General features: G+C 62.9%; 19 protein-coding genes. 11 read left to right on the forward strand and 8 right to left on the reverse strand.

The window, feature by feature from the left end; all coding sequences use genetic code 11:
- Positions 1–101: 101 nt before the first annotated feature.
- Positions 102–500 carry a hypothetical protein gene (locus P9250_RS05340; protein WP_310391592.1) on the forward strand — a complete coding sequence of 133 codons (399 nt, stop codon included), beginning with the start codon at positions 102–104 and terminating at the stop codon, positions 498–500.
- Positions 501–680: 180 nt separating this feature from the next.
- On the opposite strand, the gene P9250_RS05345 is transcribed toward P9250_RS05340, so the two are convergent.
- Positions 681–1385, reverse strand: coding sequence for a glutathione S-transferase N-terminal domain-containing protein (locus P9250_RS05345; protein WP_250510869.1), 705 nt, complete (start codon positions 1383–1385; stop codon positions 681–683).
- Positions 1386–1786: 401 nt separating this feature from the next.
- Here P9250_RS05345 and P9250_RS05350 point away from each other — a divergent pair, with 401 nt between their 5' ends.
- Together P9250_RS05350 and P9250_RS05355 are read left to right on the forward strand one after the other, a co-directional pair.
- Positions 1787–2284, forward strand: a complete 498-nt coding sequence (locus tag P9250_RS05350) for a hypothetical protein (RefSeq protein WP_310391594.1) — start codon at positions 1787–1789, stop codon at positions 2282–2284.
- 122 nt (positions 2285–2406) lie between these two features.
- Entirely contained in the window at positions 2407–3174 is a 768-nt protein-coding gene (locus tag P9250_RS05355) for an SDR family oxidoreductase (protein ID WP_244829871.1), read from the forward strand.
- A gap of 18 nt (positions 3175–3192) precedes the next feature.
- Here the strand turns inward: P9250_RS05355 and P9250_RS05360 are convergent, their stop codons facing one another.
- Positions 3193–3423: a hypothetical protein gene (locus P9250_RS05360; RefSeq protein WP_310391596.1), complete on the reverse strand. Its 231-nt coding sequence runs from the start codon at positions 3421–3423 to the stop codon at positions 3193–3195.
- 198 nt (positions 3424–3621) lie between these two features.
- Here P9250_RS05360 and P9250_RS05365 point away from each other — a divergent pair, with 198 nt between their 5' ends.
- The 7 genes from P9250_RS05365 to P9250_RS05395 all read left to right on the forward strand — a co-directional run bounded on the left by P9250_RS05365 (position 3622) and on the right by P9250_RS05395 (position 11844).
- Positions 3622–5625: a sigma-54-dependent Fis family transcriptional regulator gene (locus P9250_RS05365; protein WP_310391598.1), complete on the forward strand. Its 2004-nt coding sequence runs from the start codon at positions 3622–3624 to the stop codon at positions 5623–5625.
- A 226-nt stretch (positions 5626–5851) separates the two neighbouring features.
- Positions 5852–6916, forward strand: a complete 1065-nt coding sequence (locus P9250_RS05370) for an ATP-NAD kinase family protein (protein ID WP_250468948.1) — start codon at positions 5852–5854, stop codon at positions 6914–6916.
- 20 nt (positions 6917–6936) lie between these two features.
- A complete protein-coding gene (locus tag P9250_RS05375; protein WP_244829867.1) occupies positions 6937–7941 on the forward strand; it encodes a thiamine pyrophosphate-dependent dehydrogenase E1 component subunit alpha in 1005 nt (334 codons plus the stop codon).
- A 35-nt stretch (positions 7942–7976) separates the two neighbouring features.
- Positions 7977–8993: an alpha-ketoacid dehydrogenase subunit beta gene (locus tag P9250_RS05380; protein WP_310391602.1), complete on the forward strand. Its 1017-nt coding sequence runs from the start codon at positions 7977–7979 to the stop codon at positions 8991–8993.
- Positions 8993–10120, forward strand: coding sequence for an acetoin dehydrogenase dihydrolipoyllysine-residue acetyltransferase subunit (locus P9250_RS05385; RefSeq protein WP_310391604.1), 1128 nt, complete (start codon positions 8993–8995; stop codon positions 10118–10120). The genes P9250_RS05380 and P9250_RS05385 overlap by 1 nt, the downstream gene beginning before the upstream one ends.
- 114 nt (positions 10121–10234) lie before the next feature.
- Positions 10235–10984, forward strand: coding sequence for a lipoyl protein ligase domain-containing protein (locus tag P9250_RS05390; protein WP_310391606.1), 750 nt, complete (start codon positions 10235–10237; stop codon positions 10982–10984).
- Between the two features lie 29 nt (positions 10985–11013).
- Positions 11014–11844: a hypothetical protein gene (locus P9250_RS05395; protein WP_244829863.1), complete on the forward strand. Its 831-nt coding sequence runs from the start codon at positions 11014–11016 to the stop codon at positions 11842–11844.
- Positions 11845–11904: 60 nt separating this feature from the next.
- Here P9250_RS05395 and P9250_RS05400 read toward each other — a convergent pair whose 3' ends face one another.
- From P9250_RS05400 to P9250_RS05410, 3 genes are all read right to left on the reverse strand, one after another.
- The gene (locus P9250_RS05400) at positions 11905–12429 is read right to left on the reverse strand and encodes a YMGG-like glycine zipper-containing protein (protein WP_244829862.1); all 525 of its coding nucleotides are present in this window, start codon (positions 12427–12429) and stop codon (positions 11905–11907) included.
- Between the two features lie 16 nt (positions 12430–12445).
- Positions 12446–12796, reverse strand: a complete 351-nt coding sequence (locus P9250_RS05405) for a hypothetical protein (protein WP_244829861.1) — start codon at positions 12794–12796, stop codon at positions 12446–12448.
- A gap of 171 nt (positions 12797–12967) precedes the next feature.
- Entirely contained in the window at positions 12968–13723 is a 756-nt protein-coding gene (locus P9250_RS05410; protein ID WP_310391609.1) for a DeoR/GlpR family DNA-binding transcription regulator, read from the reverse strand.
- Positions 13724–13803: 80 nt separating this feature from the next.
- Here P9250_RS05410 and P9250_RS05415 point away from each other — a divergent pair, with 80 nt between their 5' ends.
- Positions 13804–14466 (forward strand): NUDIX domain-containing protein, encoded by a 663-nt coding sequence (locus P9250_RS05415; protein WP_310391611.1) that lies wholly within the window; start codon positions 13804–13806, stop codon positions 14464–14466.
- Here the strand turns inward: P9250_RS05415 and modC are convergent.
- From modC to modA, 3 genes are read right to left on the reverse strand one after another with little or no spacing between them, the layout of a single operon-like run.
- Positions 14388–15500, reverse strand: coding sequence for a molybdenum ABC transporter ATP-binding protein (gene modC, locus P9250_RS05420; protein ID WP_310391613.1), 1113 nt, complete (start codon positions 15498–15500; stop codon positions 14388–14390). The two genes, P9250_RS05415 and modC, sit on opposite strands and share 79 nt — an antisense overlap.
- Complete coding sequence (modB, locus tag P9250_RS05425) at positions 15493–16173, reverse strand: molybdate ABC transporter permease subunit (protein WP_310391617.1); 681 nt, start codon at positions 16171–16173, stop codon at positions 15493–15495. The genes modC and modB overlap by 8 nt, the downstream gene beginning before the upstream one ends.
- Positions 16174–16182: 9 nt before the next feature.
- Entirely contained in the window at positions 16183–16938 is a 756-nt protein-coding gene (modA, locus tag P9250_RS05430; RefSeq protein ID WP_250468988.1) for a molybdate ABC transporter substrate-binding protein, read from the reverse strand.
- Positions 16939–17235 lie beyond the last annotated feature (297 nt).

The raw sequence follows: 17235 nt of genomic DNA on the forward strand, positions 1-17235 counted from the left end.
TTTTGGCGGCGCGTTTTTTTTCGTCCGCGATTTTCTCAACCGTGCGATGTGCCTTTCGGCGCCGACGTCGATGAACACGTCTGCAACGCGTCGATTGCCTTATGCGCAAGGTTGAGCGTTTCCTCACACGCGCGAGTGTTGGCGAATATCGAGCAGCCGCCGCCCGCATCGATTTTCGATACCGCTTTGCGCACCCGATCCAGCGCAAGTTGCGGCGACCCGGTGTCCTTGATGATGCCAGCCAGATCGAACGCGCTGCCGGCGCCGGTTTCGACGTAACCCGGACACTGCGTTTCCGCATGAGCGACCACGCAAATCAACGCAAGCACGGCAACGGCGAATCGGCGGCCGGGCCGCGTCGCGGTTTGGGAACAGGAAATAACATTCATGGGTTGCCGGCTCCCGAAACGGTTGCAATGAAAAGGCGCGGTTCGATTTTATCCACATCCGCACTGGACAAGCTTGTGGATAACCTGAGCAACGTCGGTGCAAACCGTTGATGCAAAACGCTTTTAACCCGACGTCTGATTTTCGCGCGATGCCCCACATTGTGGACCTGTCCCAGCGAACGCGTCTAACGTGTCAAAAAGCTGCGACTGGCGCGTGCGTTCGCCCTTAACCGTTTCCGCACGATTTCGGCAATATCGTCAGCGACGGTTGATCAAGCAAAAATCCAACGATCACACGCGCTTCGGAATCTCCAGTCCACGTTGAACCGCCGGACGCGCGAGGAACACATCGAGCACGCGCTTTACGTTCGCAAAATCGTCGAAACCGACGAGATCGCGTGCTTCATAAAATCCGACTAGATTGCGAATCCACGGAAACGTCGCGATATCGGCGATGCTGTACTCATTCCCCGAAATCCAGTCGCGGCCGGCGAGGTGTTTGTCGAGGACTGCGAGCAGGCGTTTCGCTTCGGCGACGTACCGATCGCGCGGACGCTTGTCCTCGTAGTCCTTGCCGGCAAATTTATTGAAGAATCCGACCTGACCGAACATCGGGCCGACACCGCCCATCTGGAACATCAGCCATTGAATGGCTTCGTAGCGTCGCGCCGGGTCTGCCGGAACGAATTGGCCGCTTTTATCGGCGAGATAAAGCAGAATCGCCCCGGATTCGAAAAGCGGCAGCGGTTTGCCGTTCGGACCGTTCGGATCGATGATCGCGGGAATCTTATTGTTCGGATTCAACGACAGGAATTCGGGCGACATTTGATCGTTGGTATCGAATCGCACGAGATGCGGCTCGTAAGGCAGCCCTGTCTCTTCCAGCATGATCGACACCTTCACGCCATTGGGCGTCGGTAGCGAGTAAAGCTGAATGCGTTCGGGGTGTTGTGCTGGCCACCTCTGGGTGATCGGAAAATCGACTAAAGAAGTCATGCTGGTTCCAGAAGAAAAGAATTGCTCAATATAGCCGATGGTAATCAACGGCTCGCATCATTAGCTGGCCTGGGCGCTTGCAATTACTTCTATCCAAAGGTCCCGTTGTTTCGCCGACGCACACTCGGGCCGACTGTCGTTGCACATGCAACTTTGTCGTCCAAACCCAAACACATCGGGTATCGAAGCAATTCAATCGCGCTTACAAAACCGCACGAATCAACTACACGCGCAATTGTAAAAACCACAGCGAAGACAAGCAGTTAGCGCACACCACCGTCACGACTCACCGCCCAGGCAACCGCAAACAAAGACGAACTAAAAAATTGGCTTGCTTATTGCATTACACAAAACGTAGTCCATGTCGTGTCGATCAACTCAACCGTTGAATTGCTGCTGCCATGAAAACCGTCCCTTTCGCCACGCTTACCGTCCTTGCCGCACTCGCCGGCGCGCTGATACCCGGCCTCTCGACTGCCCGTCCGCTCGAAAGCCAGCTCGACTGCCAATCCAGCGCGCATCGCTTCATCGCGCCACTGCGCGACGACCGCTCGATCGACGCCGCGCCGATGCGCGTCGAAGCCAACTCGGTCAACGCGTTCAAGCCGACTCAAGGCAGCGAACTCACGGCCTACGGCTTTCGCGTATATGCCGTGCTCGGCTACGAACAGGGCGATGCCATGTTTAAGCAGGGCAACGGCCGTCCGATCAACGACTCGGCTTACGGCGTAGTCGTGCTCGGCGCGAAAGAAACGGTCGAGGATCGCGTGCGCGAGTCCGGCAGCAACGCAATCGTCCATGAAGTCGTGCCGATGATGATGACCGTCGTCTTCTGCGATGGCAGCAACATGCGCAACACCGCGCGCACGGTGGCGACGGAAGCATCGAGTAATCGTTGAAACGGCTTTGAAAGCGCTCGCTGAAAAGCGCCGCGCTTGTCTCCGCATTCGTCGATAATGTTCTTCCAATCGCGCGACGCACTCACAAGGGTGCGCGCGCACCACAACAGGAGAACGCCGACATGTCCGACGCAGTGAATCAGCAGAAGCGCATTGCCATCGTCACCGGAGCGGGGAGCGGCATCGGCCGTGCGGCGGCGCTTGCTCTACTCGGCGACGGCTGGTCGGTCGTGCTCGCGGGCCGACGCGCGGCGCCGCTCGAAGCGGTCATCGGCGAAGCCGACGCAAGCGAACGCGCGCTTGCCGTTCCGACGGATGTCTCCGATCCGCAATCGGTCGAAAAGCTCTTTGCGGCGGCAGTCGAGCGCTTCGGACGCGTCGATTTGCTGTTCAACAACGCGGGCGTGAGCAATCCGCCGGGACCGTTCGAGGAATGGACGCCCGAGCAATGGCAAGGCGTGGTGAACGTCAATCTGAACGGCATGTTCTATTGCCTGCAACAGGCGTTCCGGACGATGCGCGCACAAACACCGCGAGGCGGCCGCATCATCAACAACGGTTCCATTTCGGCGAGCGCGCCGCGTCCGAATTCGGCCGCCTATACGGCGACCAAGCACGCGGTCGGTGGACTGACGAAATCCGCATCGCTCGATGGCCGCAAGTACGACATCGCGGTCGGTCAAGTGGACGTCGGCAACGCACTGACGGATCTGTCCGAGCGCATGTCGCGCGGCGTGCCGCAGGCGAACGGCGAGACCGCCATCGAACCGATGATGGACGTGAAGATCGTCGGCCAATCGGTGCTTTACATGGCGAATCTGCCGCTCGAAGCCAACGTACTGTTCCATACCGTGATGGCGACCAAGATGCCGTTCGTCGGTCGCGGCTGATTCGGCCGAACGCGCCTTTCATGTGGTGCGATACCAGACGCGAATGCCCGAGTACCAATGGCTGACGCTGGTATCGTCGCCCGCGCCGAACGTCGAGAGGCTCTCGACGTTCAGTACATCCACACCGTTTTCCTCGATCCACCGGTTCGCGCGCTCGACCAGCGTCGCGCCGTTCTCATACACGTTGCCTTTGATCAGGTGATGCTGCACGACTTGCCGCTCGAAGTCTGCGTAGGCGATTTTTGCCATCGCTCGTCTCCTGTTTTTCCACGTTGATTGCTGCGGCGCAACCAGTGCGCTGCATGACGCGTCCTGCCGATTCGAGCATCATATGGCCTGAACGACGCCGCGCGCGGAGCGGTTTACCCGCGGTCGCACGACCGTGCGCGAGCGACAAAAGACGCCAGCCAACGAGCGTCCGGGCACGAGACACCCAGGAGAGCACGCATGGACATGCGGCAACGCGAGCACATCGAGGCAGTCGTCGCGGCGACGACGCGCGCGCAGGTTCTGGCGCCTGCGCGCACGCAGGAAAGCATCATTCAGACTTCATGGCGTCGTTGCGTTCATCAATACGGGCTCGATCCGTCGCGCATGCAGGAAGCGCGCATCCTGACGCAGACGCGCTTGCGCGAGCATCAGCAACGGATCGACGATTTCGCGCGCATCGCTCGACATGGACTGGAAACACTTTACGAGCAGGTCGCGGGGATGGGTTACGTCGTGCTGCTGACGGACGCGCTCGGCGTGACGGTCGATTACATTGGCGACGCGAACGCCGATACGGCCTTGCGTCGTGCCGGGCTCTATCTCGGCGCGGAATGGAGCGAGGACGGCGCGGGCACGTGTGCGGTCGGCACTGCGCTCGCGACGGGGCAGGCGCTGACCGTGCATCAGATCGATCACTTCGACGCCACGCATATCCCGCTCACTTGCACGGCCGCGCCGCTCTTCGATTCGCGCGGCGCGCTCACCGCGATCCTCGACATCTCCGCGCTGACTTCACCGCAAGCGCGCGACAGTCAGAACCTCGCGCTGCAACTCGTGCGCATCTACGTGCGGCATATCGAGAACGCGATTTTTCTGCGCACGCATCGGCAGGACTGGATTCTCAAGCTCAACACATCGCCCGAATTCGTCGATGTCGATCCTGAATATCTGATCGCGCTCGATGAGGGCGGGCGCATCGTCGGACATAACCGGCGCGCGCACGAAATGCTGGCGGCCGAGATCGGGAAGCCTATCGCGCCGGGAGAAACGGCGGCGTCGCTTATCGGCATGCGTTTCGATGCGCTCTTCGAAGCGCGTCTGGAAGATTTGAGCCGTTTTGTCTATTCGCGGCCGAGCGAACTGCGCGCGCTGCCGCTTGCGCGCAGCGGCGCACTGCTTTATCTGAGCGTGATGCCGCCCGCGCCATGTTTCGCGCCATCGACGCAAGAAAAATCCGCAAGTGCGCCCGGCATTCCCGCGCCGCTGGCCGCCCTCGGCGGCGGCGATGCCGCGCTTGCGCGGCAACTCGAACGCGCCGCCAAACTCGTCGATTCGCCGATCAATCTGCTCGTGAACGGCGAAACCGGCAGCGGCAAGGAATTCTTCGCGAAGGCGCTGCATCGCGCGAGTGCGCGGCGCGCGGGTCCATTCGTCGCGGTGAACTGCGCGGCGATACCGGAGACGCTCATCGAAAGCGAATTGTTCGGGCATCTGCCGAACAGCTTTTCCGGCGCGGGTCCAAAAGCAAAGCGCGGCCTGATTCAGGAAGCCGATGGCGGCACGCTTTTCCTCGATGAAATCGGCGACATGCCGCGTGAGTTGCAATCTCGTCTCTTGCGCGTGCTGGCCGAAGGCGAAGTTCTGGCGATAGGCGCGTCGCGTCCGGTTTCCGTGGACGTGCGCGTGATTTCCGCGACGCATCATTCGCTCGACGCGCTGATGCAGGACGGCCGCTTTCGCGAAGACCTGTACTACCGTCTGAACGGCGCGCGCTTCGCGTTGCCGCCGCTGCGCGAACGATCCGATCTCGACTGGCTGATCCGCAAGTTCCTCGATGCCGATACCGCGCATGGTCCCGTTGCGTTGTCGCCGGCGGCGCGGGTTTGTTTGCATCGGCATGAGTGGCCGGGAAATCTGCGCGAGCTCAACAACGTGCTGCGCTACGCGCGCGCGGTGTGCGCGGATGGCGTGATCGAGGTCGACGATCTTCCGGATGGATTCGTCGAATCGACCGCGCACGACGCCGCGCCGCAACCGCCGCATGCACATGTGGCCGACGAAGCGTTCGATACACATCGCCTGCCGCCCGAAGGCATGTTGCTGATGCAGTATCTGCGCGCGGCGAGCTGGAACCTGAGCGCCGTGGCTCGGCAGATCGGCGTGAGCCGCATGACGCTGTATCGGCGCATGGCGCGCTATGGCATTCGTTCGCCGAATCAACGTGACGCGGGCGAACGTTGAGCATCCGCATTTCGCGATACGCCTGTACTCCATGAGACACCTGCCGCTGTGACACCTGTCACGGCGGCACGCGTGCAACGTGCCCTTCCTCTCGTAAAACACCCGTTATTTCCGGGTAATCCCTCGCTATTCCAATTGGCATAGCGCTTGCCTTTACTCGCCTCACAACCATTCCAACGCCCGACGAAGCGTCTTTCTTTCGGCCAGGGTCAACGGAGACACCAGCATGCGTGACAGCGTCGAGCCGCTCGTCGGCATCATCGCCAATCCGGTTTCGGCGCGCGACATCCGGCGCGTGATCGCCAACGCGAACAGCCTGCAACTCGCGGATCGCGTGAATATCGTGCTGCGGCTCTTGTCGTCGCTTGCGGCGTGCGGCGTCGAGCGCGTCCTGATGATGCCGGATCGCGAAGGGCTCAAGGTCATGCTCGCGCGTCATCTCGCGCGCAAGCACGGGCACGACGCGGATCTCGCGAGCGTCGAATTTCTCGATATGCCCGTGACCGCGCGGGTCGACGACACCTTTCGCGCGGCGCGCATGATGCAGGACGCGGGCGCGGCGGCGCTCATCGTGCTGGGCGGCGACGGCACGCATCGCGCGGTGGTGCGCGAGTGCGGCGCGGTGCCGCTCGCGGGTTTATCGACGGGCACGAACAACGCCTACCCGGAAATGCGCGAGCCGACCATCTCCGGGCTCGCCACGGGTCTTTACGCCACCGGCCGCATTCCGGCTGCGCAGGCGCTCATGTCGAACAAGCGCCTCGACATCGACATACGCGATCAGAACGGCGCCGTGCGCCATGACATCGCGCTCGTCGATGCCGTCATCTCGCACGAAAAATTCGTCGGCGCACGCGCGCTCTGGAAGATCGACACGCTCGCGGCCGTCTACGTGTCTTATGCCGATCCGCAGGCCATCGGCATGTCGGCCATCGCGGGCTTGCTCGAACCAATCGGCCGTCACGAGCCGGGCGGCCTCGCCGTCGAACTGGCCGCATCCGGCAAGGGCGAATTCGAACTTTGCGCGCCCATTGCGCCGGGCTTGATGGAGCGCGTGCCGATCGCAAGCTGGCAGCGCCTTGCCGACGGCGTGCCGCAACGCGTCAAGCAGCGCGCGGGCATCGTCGCGCTGGACGGCGAGCGCGAGCTTGCTTTCGGCCCCGGCGACGAAGTGACCATCACCTTGCGTGAGAACGCGTTTCGCAGCATCGATGTCGCCGCGTGCATGCGCTATGCCGCGCGCGCCGGACTCATGCGCTTATCCGGCAACACTGCCAGCACCGTCGTTTAACCCGATCGAAGGAGACAGACATGACATCGTCGCAAACCCCGCAGCATGCGGGAGGCTTGCCGTTATCGAAGGAAGAACTGCTGAGTGTCTACCGCAAGATGCGCACGATCCGCGATTTCGAAGAGCGTCTGCACGTCGATTTCGGTCGCGGCGACATCCCCGGTTTCGTCCATCTCTATGCGGGCGAAGAGGCGGCGGGCGTCGGCATCATGCATCACCTGAACGACGGCGACCGCATTGCGAGCACGCATCGCGGACATGGGCACTGCATCGCGAAAGGCGTCGATCCCGTCGCCATGATGAAAGAGATCTACGGCAGAAAGGGCGGCTCGTGCAACGGCAAGGGCGGCTCCATGCATATCGCCGACCTGTCCAAAGGGATGATGGGCGCGAACGGCATTCTCGGTGCGGGCGCGCCATTGATCTGCGGCGCGGCGCTCGCGGCGAAGTTTCGCGGCAAGGGCGAGGTGGGCATCACCTTCGCGGGCGATGGCGCGTCGAACCAGGGCACCTTTCTCGAAAGCCTGAATCTCGCGGCGGTGTGGAATCTGCCGGTGATCTTCGTGATCGAGAACAACGGCTACGCGGAATCGACCGCGCGCGATTATGGCACGGCGGTGGATAGCTACGTGGATCGCGCGGCGGGCTTCGGCATTCCCGGCGTGACGGTGGATGGCACCGACTTCTTCGCGGTGCACGAAGCAGCGGGCGAAGTGATCCGCCGAGCGCGTGAAGGCGGCGGCCCGGCGCTGCTCGAATGCAAGATGATCCGCTTCTACGGCCACTTCGAAGGCGATGCGCAGACGTACCGCGCGCCCGGCGAACTCGACGATATCCGCTCGAACAAGGATTGCCTGAAGAAGTTCGCGCATGCCGTGACGCAAGCCGACGTGATCTCTCCCGGCGAACTCGATGCCATCGACCGCGAAGTCGCCGCGCTGATCGACCGCGCCGTGCAGGAAGCGAAGGACGCGCCACTGCCGGCCGCGGCCGACCTGCTCACCGACGTGTACGTGAAGTATTGATCGCCCATTCAAAACACTTAGCGAGACAAATCATCATGGCCCGAAAACTGAGCATGAAGATGGCGATCAACGAAGCCATCGACCAGGAAATGACCCGCGATCCGAGCGTGATTCTGCTTGGCGAGGATATCGTCGGCGGCGCCGGCGCGGACGGCGAGAAAGACGCGTGGGGCGGCGTGCTGGGCGTCACGAAAGGACTGTACGCCAAGCACGGCGACCGGCTGCTCGACACGCCGCTCTCCGAATCGGCGTACGTGGGCGCGGCAATCGGCGCGGCGGCGTGCGGCATGCGGCCGATCGCGGAATTGATGTTCATCGACTTCATGGGCGTGTGTTTCGACCAGATCTTCAATCAGGCCGCCAAGTTCCGCTACATGTTTGGCGGCAAGGCCGAAACGCCCGTCGTGATTCGCGCGATGGTCGGCGCGGGCTTTCGCGCGGCCGCGCAGCATAGCCAGATGCTGACGCCGCTTTTCACGCATATTCCCGGTCTCAAGGTCGTCTGTCCGTCCACGCCTTACGACACCAAGGGCCTCTTGATTCAGGCGATTCGCGACAACGACCCGGTCATCTTCTGCGAGCACAAGAACCTTTACGGTTTCGAAGGCGAAGTGCCCGAGAACTCGTATGCCATTCCGTTCGGCGAGGCCAACATCGTGCGCGACGGCAAGGATGTGTCCATCGTCACTTACGGGTTGATGGTGCACCGCGCGCTGGAGGCGGCGGCGACGCTCGCGAAGGAAGGCATCGAAGCCGAGATCGTCGATTTGCGCTCGCTATCGCCGCTCGATATGGACACCGTGCTCGAAACGGTCGAGAACACGGGAAGGCTCGTCGTCGTCGATGAAGCGAGTCCGCGCTGCAACATCGCCACGGATCTTTCGGCGCAAGTCGCGCAGCGAGCGTTCGGCGCGCTGAAAGCGGCCATCGAAATGGTCGCGCCGCCGCACACCCCCGTGCCGTTCTCGCCGACGCTCGAAGATCTGTACATTCCGAGCGCCGCGCAAATCGCCGACGCCGCGCGTAAAACGATGAAAGGAGGAAAGCACTGATGCCCGCAATCACACCGATCGTCATGCCCAAATGGGGCTTGTCGATGAAAGAAGGCACGGTAAACGAGTGGCTCGTGGAAGAGGGCGCGCAGATCGCCGTCGGCATGCCGATTCTCGATGTCGAAACCGACAAGATCGCCAACGCGGTGGAAGCGCCCGACGCGGGTACGTTGCGCCGCAGGGTTGCGTCGGCGGGCGACACGCTGCCGGTGAAAGCGCTCCTCGGCGTGCTCGCGCCGGCCGAGGTCAGCGACGCCGATATCGACGCCTATGTGTCGTCCTACGAAACGCCGCCGGACGAGGAAGGCGAGGGCGACGAAGCGGCGTCGGCATATCACTTCGTCGATGTCGACGGCATTCGCGTGCGCTATGCCGCGCGCGGCGGCGACGATGCGGGCAAGTCCGCGGTGCTGTTCATCCACGGCTTCGGCGGCGATCTCGACAACTGGCTCTTCAATCTCGACGCGCTCGCCGAACACAATCGCGTGTTCGCGCTCGATTTGCCGGGCCACGGGCAATCGACGCCCAAGGTGCCGGGCACGACGCTCGCCGATCTCGCGCGCTTCGTCGCGCACTTCATGGACGCGGTGAATATCGAAAAGGCGCATCTCGTCGGGCACTCCATGGGCGGCGGCATCGCCGCGCAACTCGCCGTCGATGCGCCCGCGCGCGTGCAATCGGTCGCGCTCGTGTCGCCCTCCGGTTTCGGCGATGAAGTGAACAACGCGTACACCGAGGGTTTCGTGAGCGCGCAATCGCGTCGCGAGCTGAAGCCAGTGGTCGAGCTGCTGTTCGCCAATCCGGAGCTCGTCAGCCGCCAAATGCTCGACGACTTGCTCAAGTACAAGCGTCTGGATGGCGTGAGCGAAGCACTGACTGCGCTCGGTGGCGCGCTCTTCGGCGGTGGCCGCCAGAGCGGTCAGCCCGGAAGAAAGCTCGAGGAAAGCGGCAAGCCGGTGCTCGTGATCTGGGGCGCGAAAGACCAGATCATCCCGGCCGCGCATGCCGAAAACGCGCCGAAGCATGCGACCGTGCGCATATTCGACGATGCCGGGCACATGAGCCAGATGGAGAAAGCCAACGAGGTCAACGCGTTGTTGAAGGAGCATGTGGGCAAGAGCGTCTGATCGCGCGCAGGTTCGAGGCAACGCGCCGTCGAGGCGGCGCGTTCTCAGCCGCGCGCCCGCTTCTTCGCTACTATGTGCGATGTCGCTGTCACCGCGCGTCCTGACATCCACTCCATGCCCTTCGAATTGCTCGATTTCGAAACGCTGCCCGGGAATCCGCTGCAAGCCGAGGAAGCGCTGCTCGACCGCGCGAAAGCGGGCGATGCGGTGGCGCATCTGTGGGAAGCGCCGCGCTCGCTGATCGTGCCGCGCAGTTATCAGCGTTATGCGCCCTTGGCCGATGCTCGCACTGATTTCGCGCGACGCGGCTGTCCCGTCTGGCTGCGTTTGTCGGGCGGCGGGCTGGTTCCGCAAGGTCCCGGCATTCTGAATCTGAGTCTCGCGTATCCCGTGCACGCGCCGATGGGCGCGCTTGCCGAGCCGGTCTATCTGCATCTGTGCGGCATCATCGCGGATGCGCTCAACACCCTCGGCGTGCTCACGCACTGGCAAGCGGTAGAAGGTTCGTTCTGCGATGGCCGCTTCAATCTCGCCTGGGGTCCCGGCCACGATGCGCGCAAGATCGCCGGCACGGCGCAATACTGGCGGCGCGTGTCGTCGTCCCTCGACGAGCAACCGCGCCATGCCGTGCTGGCTCACGCCGTTCTGCTCGTCGATGCCGATCCCATCGAGATCAACGAGCGCGCGAATGCGTTCGAGGCGCTCATCGGCAGCGGGCGGCGCTATGAAGAGATGAAAGTGGTGACCGTGGCGCAAGCGCTCGCCTACGAAGGTTTCGGCATGCCGCCCGGGCTGCGCGAGCGCGTGCGAAATGCCATCGCGGCGCGCGTCGTGGCAGCCGATTTGCCGCAAGCTCCTCTCTAACGCAGCGCTCATCGACCATCGAGGTCATCATGCCGTTCAGACTCGCTTCGAACGGTTTCTTTTTTGCGCTGTGGGTGGCGGTGTGCGCCGCCGCGCCCGAGTTTCTCTGGCAAGGGCTGTTCTCGCTCTTCGGACATTTCTCCTTCAGGGATGCCGCCGCCGCGTTGCTCATCGGCGCGATTCTCGCGTTCTTCGTCGAGCCGCTGCTGGAGCGCTTGCGCGGGTTGCAGGGACACGTGCATCGCGCGGAGAAATCGCCCGCCTTCGCCGCGTGCGAAGCGTTGAGCTTCGCGGTCGTCGCGGTGTGCGTGCACGAAGCGATCACCGTGTATGTAGCGGCGAGCCATTCGAACGAACAGGCCAGCGAGAACCTCGCGAAGGCGGTGGGACAGGCGCTGCAATGGGCGGCGATCCCGTTCGTCATCACGATTGCGTGGATGTCGGCGCGCGGGGCAGTCTGGATGATGTGGACCGCAGCCGGGCTCGCCGTGATCTTCAGCTATCTGACCGGCGTGCTTTTCGAATGGCAGACGCACGTGCTGGTCACGAGCGTGATTCCGGCGATTCTCGTGCTGATCTCGGGATGCATCATCGTGCGCGAACAGTGGGATGCGGACACGTTTCGCCGCTGCGCACGGGCACTCGCGGTGATCGCGCTTGCGTGGCTCGTGCTCTCGGGCGCGGTGCAATGCGTGCTATGGCTCGCGCACGTGCAGTCGTTTCGCCTTTACGACACAGCCGAGTTCTTCAGCGATCTGCGGTTTTATATCGGCTGGGTGACCGGACTGCTCGTGGCGCCGGGAATCGTGGCGCCGGCACTGGCGCGCCCCGACGATGATCAATGGAAACCGCGTCTCTGAGCTGCGATGCCTTCGTAAAAAAAGCGCCGCTGAGGAAGGCTCAAGCGGCGCGTGTCGATGTCAGCTCGAAGGCGGAGGAGGCGGTGGCATGCCCGGCGGAGGTGGCGGTGGCGGCGCGTAATACGCCGCGCCGTTCGGTGGCGCCGTGCGCAACGGACCTGCGACCGGAACACGATCGCCCGCTGCGTACATGCACTGCAGATACGCGTAGTCGTAGCGGCGCTGCACGCCGTAGCCCGACGTTTGCGCCGCGCCCATGCCGACCGCGCTGCCGGTCAACAATCCCGCGCCCGCGCCGATAGCCGCACCCGTGCCGCCGCCGAACGCCGCGCCCGCTGCCGCGCCGATGGCGGTCCCAACCACGGCGCTCCCCACCGCGCTGTTCGTCGCGGCCTGATCTGCGGTGACGCCGCCCGTTTGCTGAAACGCGAACTGACGGCACGATGCGTCGTCCGCGCGGAACTGGTCGAAGGTCTTGCCGGTGCCGGGCAGCGCCATCACGCTGGGTCCGGTCGGCATGACCGTGCACGCGGACAGACCCAAGCCTGAGAGCGCGAGAAAAATAACGAGCCTGCGAGTATTCATAAAAGCCAGCTTCGATTCAATTCGATGGCGGCGGGGGTTGCGCCGGAACTTCGCGCCATCCACCGGGACACTGCTTGACATACGGGTAGTACGTGCGCGATCCCTCGCAGTAATACCAGGTGCCGCCCGACTGAGCCTGAGCCTGTGATTGGTCGGGCTGGCCTTGCTCGACATAAGTGGTCGGCGCGGCGGGCGCCGGAACGATGACCTGCGGCGGCGCATAGTAGTACGGCACGGGCGCGACCGGATACGGGTAGTACAGCGGTCCGCCGATAAACACGCCGACGTGACCGCCCGCGTGCGCCGTGGCGGCGAAACCCGCCGCGGCAAGCGCCGACAACGCGATGAGAGCCTTCACGCGATTCACGACATTTCTCCAAAAAATTTCGCCTGACCCGTTACCGTACAGCATGGAGAATTCCTGCCCGGACCGCGTTTGGCGTATTTTTCTACGCTATTCCAGTTGCGGAGGAAATTCAATTACGGCTCTCCCGATGAATCTTTCGGCGCGTTACCCCGTAACAAGTTGCGGCATCGATCAGGCGCGAAGGATGGTCACGCCTGCTTGTTCGATGGGATCGGTGAGACGTGCATCCGTCGCACTTTCGACGATGACCGTCTGCGCAAGCTCGATATCGCCGATACGGTATGGCGATGCCGCGTTGAGCTTGGCGGCAGACGCGAGCACGACGGTCTCCGCCGCGCGCGCCGCGAGCGCGCGTTTGATATGCGCTTCCTCGAAATCGCCGGTGGTCAGCCCGGCAGTGGGATGAACGCCCGTGACGCCCATGAAATACAGATCGGCGTGGATATGCGACATCGCTTCGACGGCCGCCGCGCCGACCGTGACGATGGAATGCTTGAAAAGCTTGCCGCCGATCAGCACGACTTCCACCGTCGCGTGTTCGGCGAGCGCGACGGCCACGCTCGGACTATGCGTGACGATCGTAACCGCGAGGCTCGCGGGAAGTTGCTGTACGAGCAAGGCCGAAGTCGTGCCGCCATCGACTATCACGATTTGCCCCGGTTCGATCATCTCAACGGCGCGCCGCGCGATACGGCGCTTCGCCTCCGATTCCATTTCCTGCCGACGCGCAAACGGCGCCACGGCCGAAGAAGCGGGCAGGGCGCCGCCGTGCACGCGTTGCAGCAGACCTTCCGCAGCCAACTCGCGTAGATCGCGGCGCACCGTGTCTTCCGACACGCCGAAGCTCGCGCTCAACTCGCTGGCGAGCACCTGACCGTCGCGCGCGAGGGCGTCGAGGATTGTTTTCTTGCGTTGACTCGTGAGCATGATCGTTGCACGAATTTGCTTGTAATTGCACGAAACTGCACGTTACCATGGAAGCCACCACCACGCCATGGAAGACTGCAATGACTGAGACCAAGGAACGAGTACGCGTGCTCGATACCGCTGTTTTATCCGACGACTGGTACGTGCTGAGAAAGGTGACTTTCGACTTTCTGCGCCGCGACGGCACGTGGCAGCGCCAGAGCCGTGAGACCTACGATCGCGGCAACGGCGCGACCATCTTGCTGCGTAACCGGCATAACGGCCACGTGCTCCTGACGCGCCAATTTCGCATGCCGGCTTTCGTCAACGGCCACGACGGCATGTTGATCGAAGCGCCCGGTGGCCTGCTCGACAACTCGACGCCGGAAGAACGCATCCGCGCCGAAGTCGAGGAGGAAACCGGGTATCGCGTGCAGCACGTCGAAAAGATCTTCGAGGCGTTCATGAGCCCCGGATCGGTGACGGAGAAACTCTACTTTTATCTCGGCGAATACGACGGCTCCATGCGCGTCAGTGACGGCGGCGGCGTGGAGGACGAAGGCGAGGAAATCGAAGTGATCGAGGTGCCGTTGGAGAAAGCGCTGGCCATGATCGACAGCGGAGAAATCGCCGACGGCAAGACCATCATGCTGCTGCAATACGCCGCGCTAAAAGAGCGCCGCGATCAGGCGAGCAGCGAGACGGCCTTTACCTGCGCCCAGACCCGCACGCCCGCGATAATCCCTAGCCGGTCCAGCGAATAACGCGTGATGCGCGCGAGGAGCGGCGAGCCGTCCACGTCGAGGCGCACGACGACTTGCGCGGGGTCGGCATCGTCGGCGATGTCGGACACGACTGCGGGCAGCAGATTGAGAACGCTGCTCGACGTGTGCGGTTCATTGCCGGCGATCAGGCTTACGTCGCGCGCTTTCACGGCGACACGCATCGCGCGGCCTCGTTCGACTGGCGCATGCACGACGGTGAGCGAGGCGCGGCCACCCGGCAGCGCGAGCAACAGCAAACCATAACGCGCATCGTGATCGGCGACGATGCCTTCCAGCACCACCGATGCATCGTCGGCGAGCGCGAGCGGCAGATCGAGCCGCGCGAGCGTATCGGCAATTGCGCCGCTCGCCAGCGCGCGGCCGGCTTCGAGCAGAACGAGGTGATCCGCGAGGCGCGCGACTTCCTCGGGCGCGTGGGTCACGTACAGCACGGGGATATCGAGTTCGTCGTGCAGACGTTCGAGATACGGCAGGATTTCGAGCTTGCGCTTTTGATCGAGCGCGGCGAGCGGTTCGTCGAGAAGCAATAGACGCGGACTCGTCAACAGCGCCCGCGCAATGCCCACGCGCTGACGTTCGCCGCCCGACAATCCGCCCGGATCGCGCTCCAGCAGATGCCCGATGCCAAGCAGTTCCGCCGCCTGTTCCAGGTCGACGCGTCGCTCGCTTGCCGCCACGCGATCGAGCCCATAGCGAAGATTCTTGCGCACGCTCAAATGCGCAAAGAGACTGGCTTCCTGAAAAACGTAGCCGAGCGGACGCTTGTGCGTCGGCAGAAAAACGTTGCGGTCGGTATCGAGCCACACTTCGCCATTGACGACGAGCCTTCCCGCGCGCGGCCGTGCGAGTCCCGCGAGACAGCGCAGCAGCGTGGTCTTGCCGGAACCCGAATGGCCGAAGAGCGCGGTCACGCCGCGTCCCGGCAAGCGCAGATCGACATCGAGCGTGAAGCGGCCTTGTTCGACGAGAAAGCGCGCCTCGATGGCCTGACCGGTTGACGAGATTTCAGGCATGCACCGCCGCCGATCGACGGCTCGAATAGAGCAGCAACAGCACGATGAACGAGAACAGCACCATGCCGCCCGCGAGCCAGTGCGCCTGCGCGTATTCGAGCGCTTCGACGTGATCGAAGATCTGCACGGAGACCACGCGCGTGTGCCCGGGAATATTGCCGCCTATCATCAGCACGACGCCGAATTCGCCGACCGTGTGCGCAAAACCGAGGATCGTCGCGGTGATGATGCCCGGCCGCGCAAGCGGCAACACGACAGTGAAGAACGTGTCCCACGGTCCCGCGCGCAAGGTCGCGGCGGCTTCGAGCGGACGGCTGCCGATGGCTTCGAACGCGTTCTGCAGTGGCTGCACGACGAACGGCATCGAATAGATGACCGAGCCGATTACGAGCCCCGCGAACGTGAAGGGCAAGAGGCCGATGCCCGACGCCTGCGTGAGCTTGCCGATGTAACCGTTCGGCCCCATCAGCACGAGCAGATAAAAGCCGATGACGGTAGGCGGCAGCACGAGCGGCAACGCCACCACCGCGCCGACGACACCCTTCGCCCGCGAGCGCGTGCGCGATAGCCACCACGCGACAGGCGTGCCGATGACGAGCAGAAGCGCCGTCGCCAGCGACGCCAGTTCGAGCGTCAGCGTGATGGCCTGGAGATCGGCGCTATCGAGCGGCATCGCGAACAATCAGAGCTGATAGCCGAACGAGCGGATCACCTCGGCGGCCTTCGGTCCCTTGAGGTAATCCTCGAACTGCTTCGCGACCGAATTGTCCTTGCCCTTGTTGAGAATGACCGCGTCTTGCTTGATCGGCTCGTGCAGCGATTCCGGCACGATCCACGCCGAACCGCTCGTGATCTTGCCGTTCTTGTAGATTTGCGAGAGTGCGACGAAGCCGAGTTCGGCATTGCCCGTCGCGATGAACTGCTGCGCTTGCGAGATGCTCTGCCCTTCGACGATCTTCGATGCCACCGCCTGCGTGAGCCCGAGCTTGTCGAGCGTCTGCGTGGCGGCAAGTCCGTACGGCGCGGCTTTTGGATTGGCGATCGCCAGATGCGTGAACTGGTTCTTCTTCAGCACTTCGCCTTTGTCGTCGACGTAACCTTCCTTCGCCGACCACAACGCGAGCGCCCCGGTCGCGTAAGTGAAGCGGCTTCCCGGCACCGTCATGCCTTCGCTTTCGAGCTTGGCGGGCGTGGTGTCGTCGGCGGCGAGGAATACTTCGAAGGGCGCGCCGTTCTTGATCTGCGCATAGAACTGACCCGTCGCGCCGAACGAAGCGACGACCTTGTTGCCGGTATCCTTTTCGAAGTCCGCTGCAATGGCCTGCACGGGCGCTGTGAAATTGGCCGCCACGGCAATCTGCACTTCGCCTGCAAACGCCGACGAAGCGGCGAAGCCCACCGCCAACGAAAGCAAAGTGCGCAACAAACGAGTCTTCACGTAAAGCTCCTTGGGTTCTGTTTTATTGGCTGCACCGGATTGCGCGATGCTGGTCTTGGATCTTCGCGCGGTCATGCAATCCGGCGAGCACCGTAATATATACGACTATATTGCGTTCGGGCATGCTCGCTGCGTCACATGACGAGTATGGGTCTCCTCGGATGATTTCGTGTGAGTGAGACTCATGAAAATCGATTGACCGCCGCCGCGATGTTCGCCGAAACTTTGCAATTCATCCGCCGGGAACTGAGCACGGCTCAACTTTCGGCGGCAAGCATAAGGAGACAAGGACATGTC

The sequence above is a fragment of the Caballeronia sp. LP006 genome (assembly GCF_031450995.1).
Taxonomy (GTDB): Bacteria; Pseudomonadota; Gammaproteobacteria; order Burkholderiales; family Burkholderiaceae; genus Caballeronia.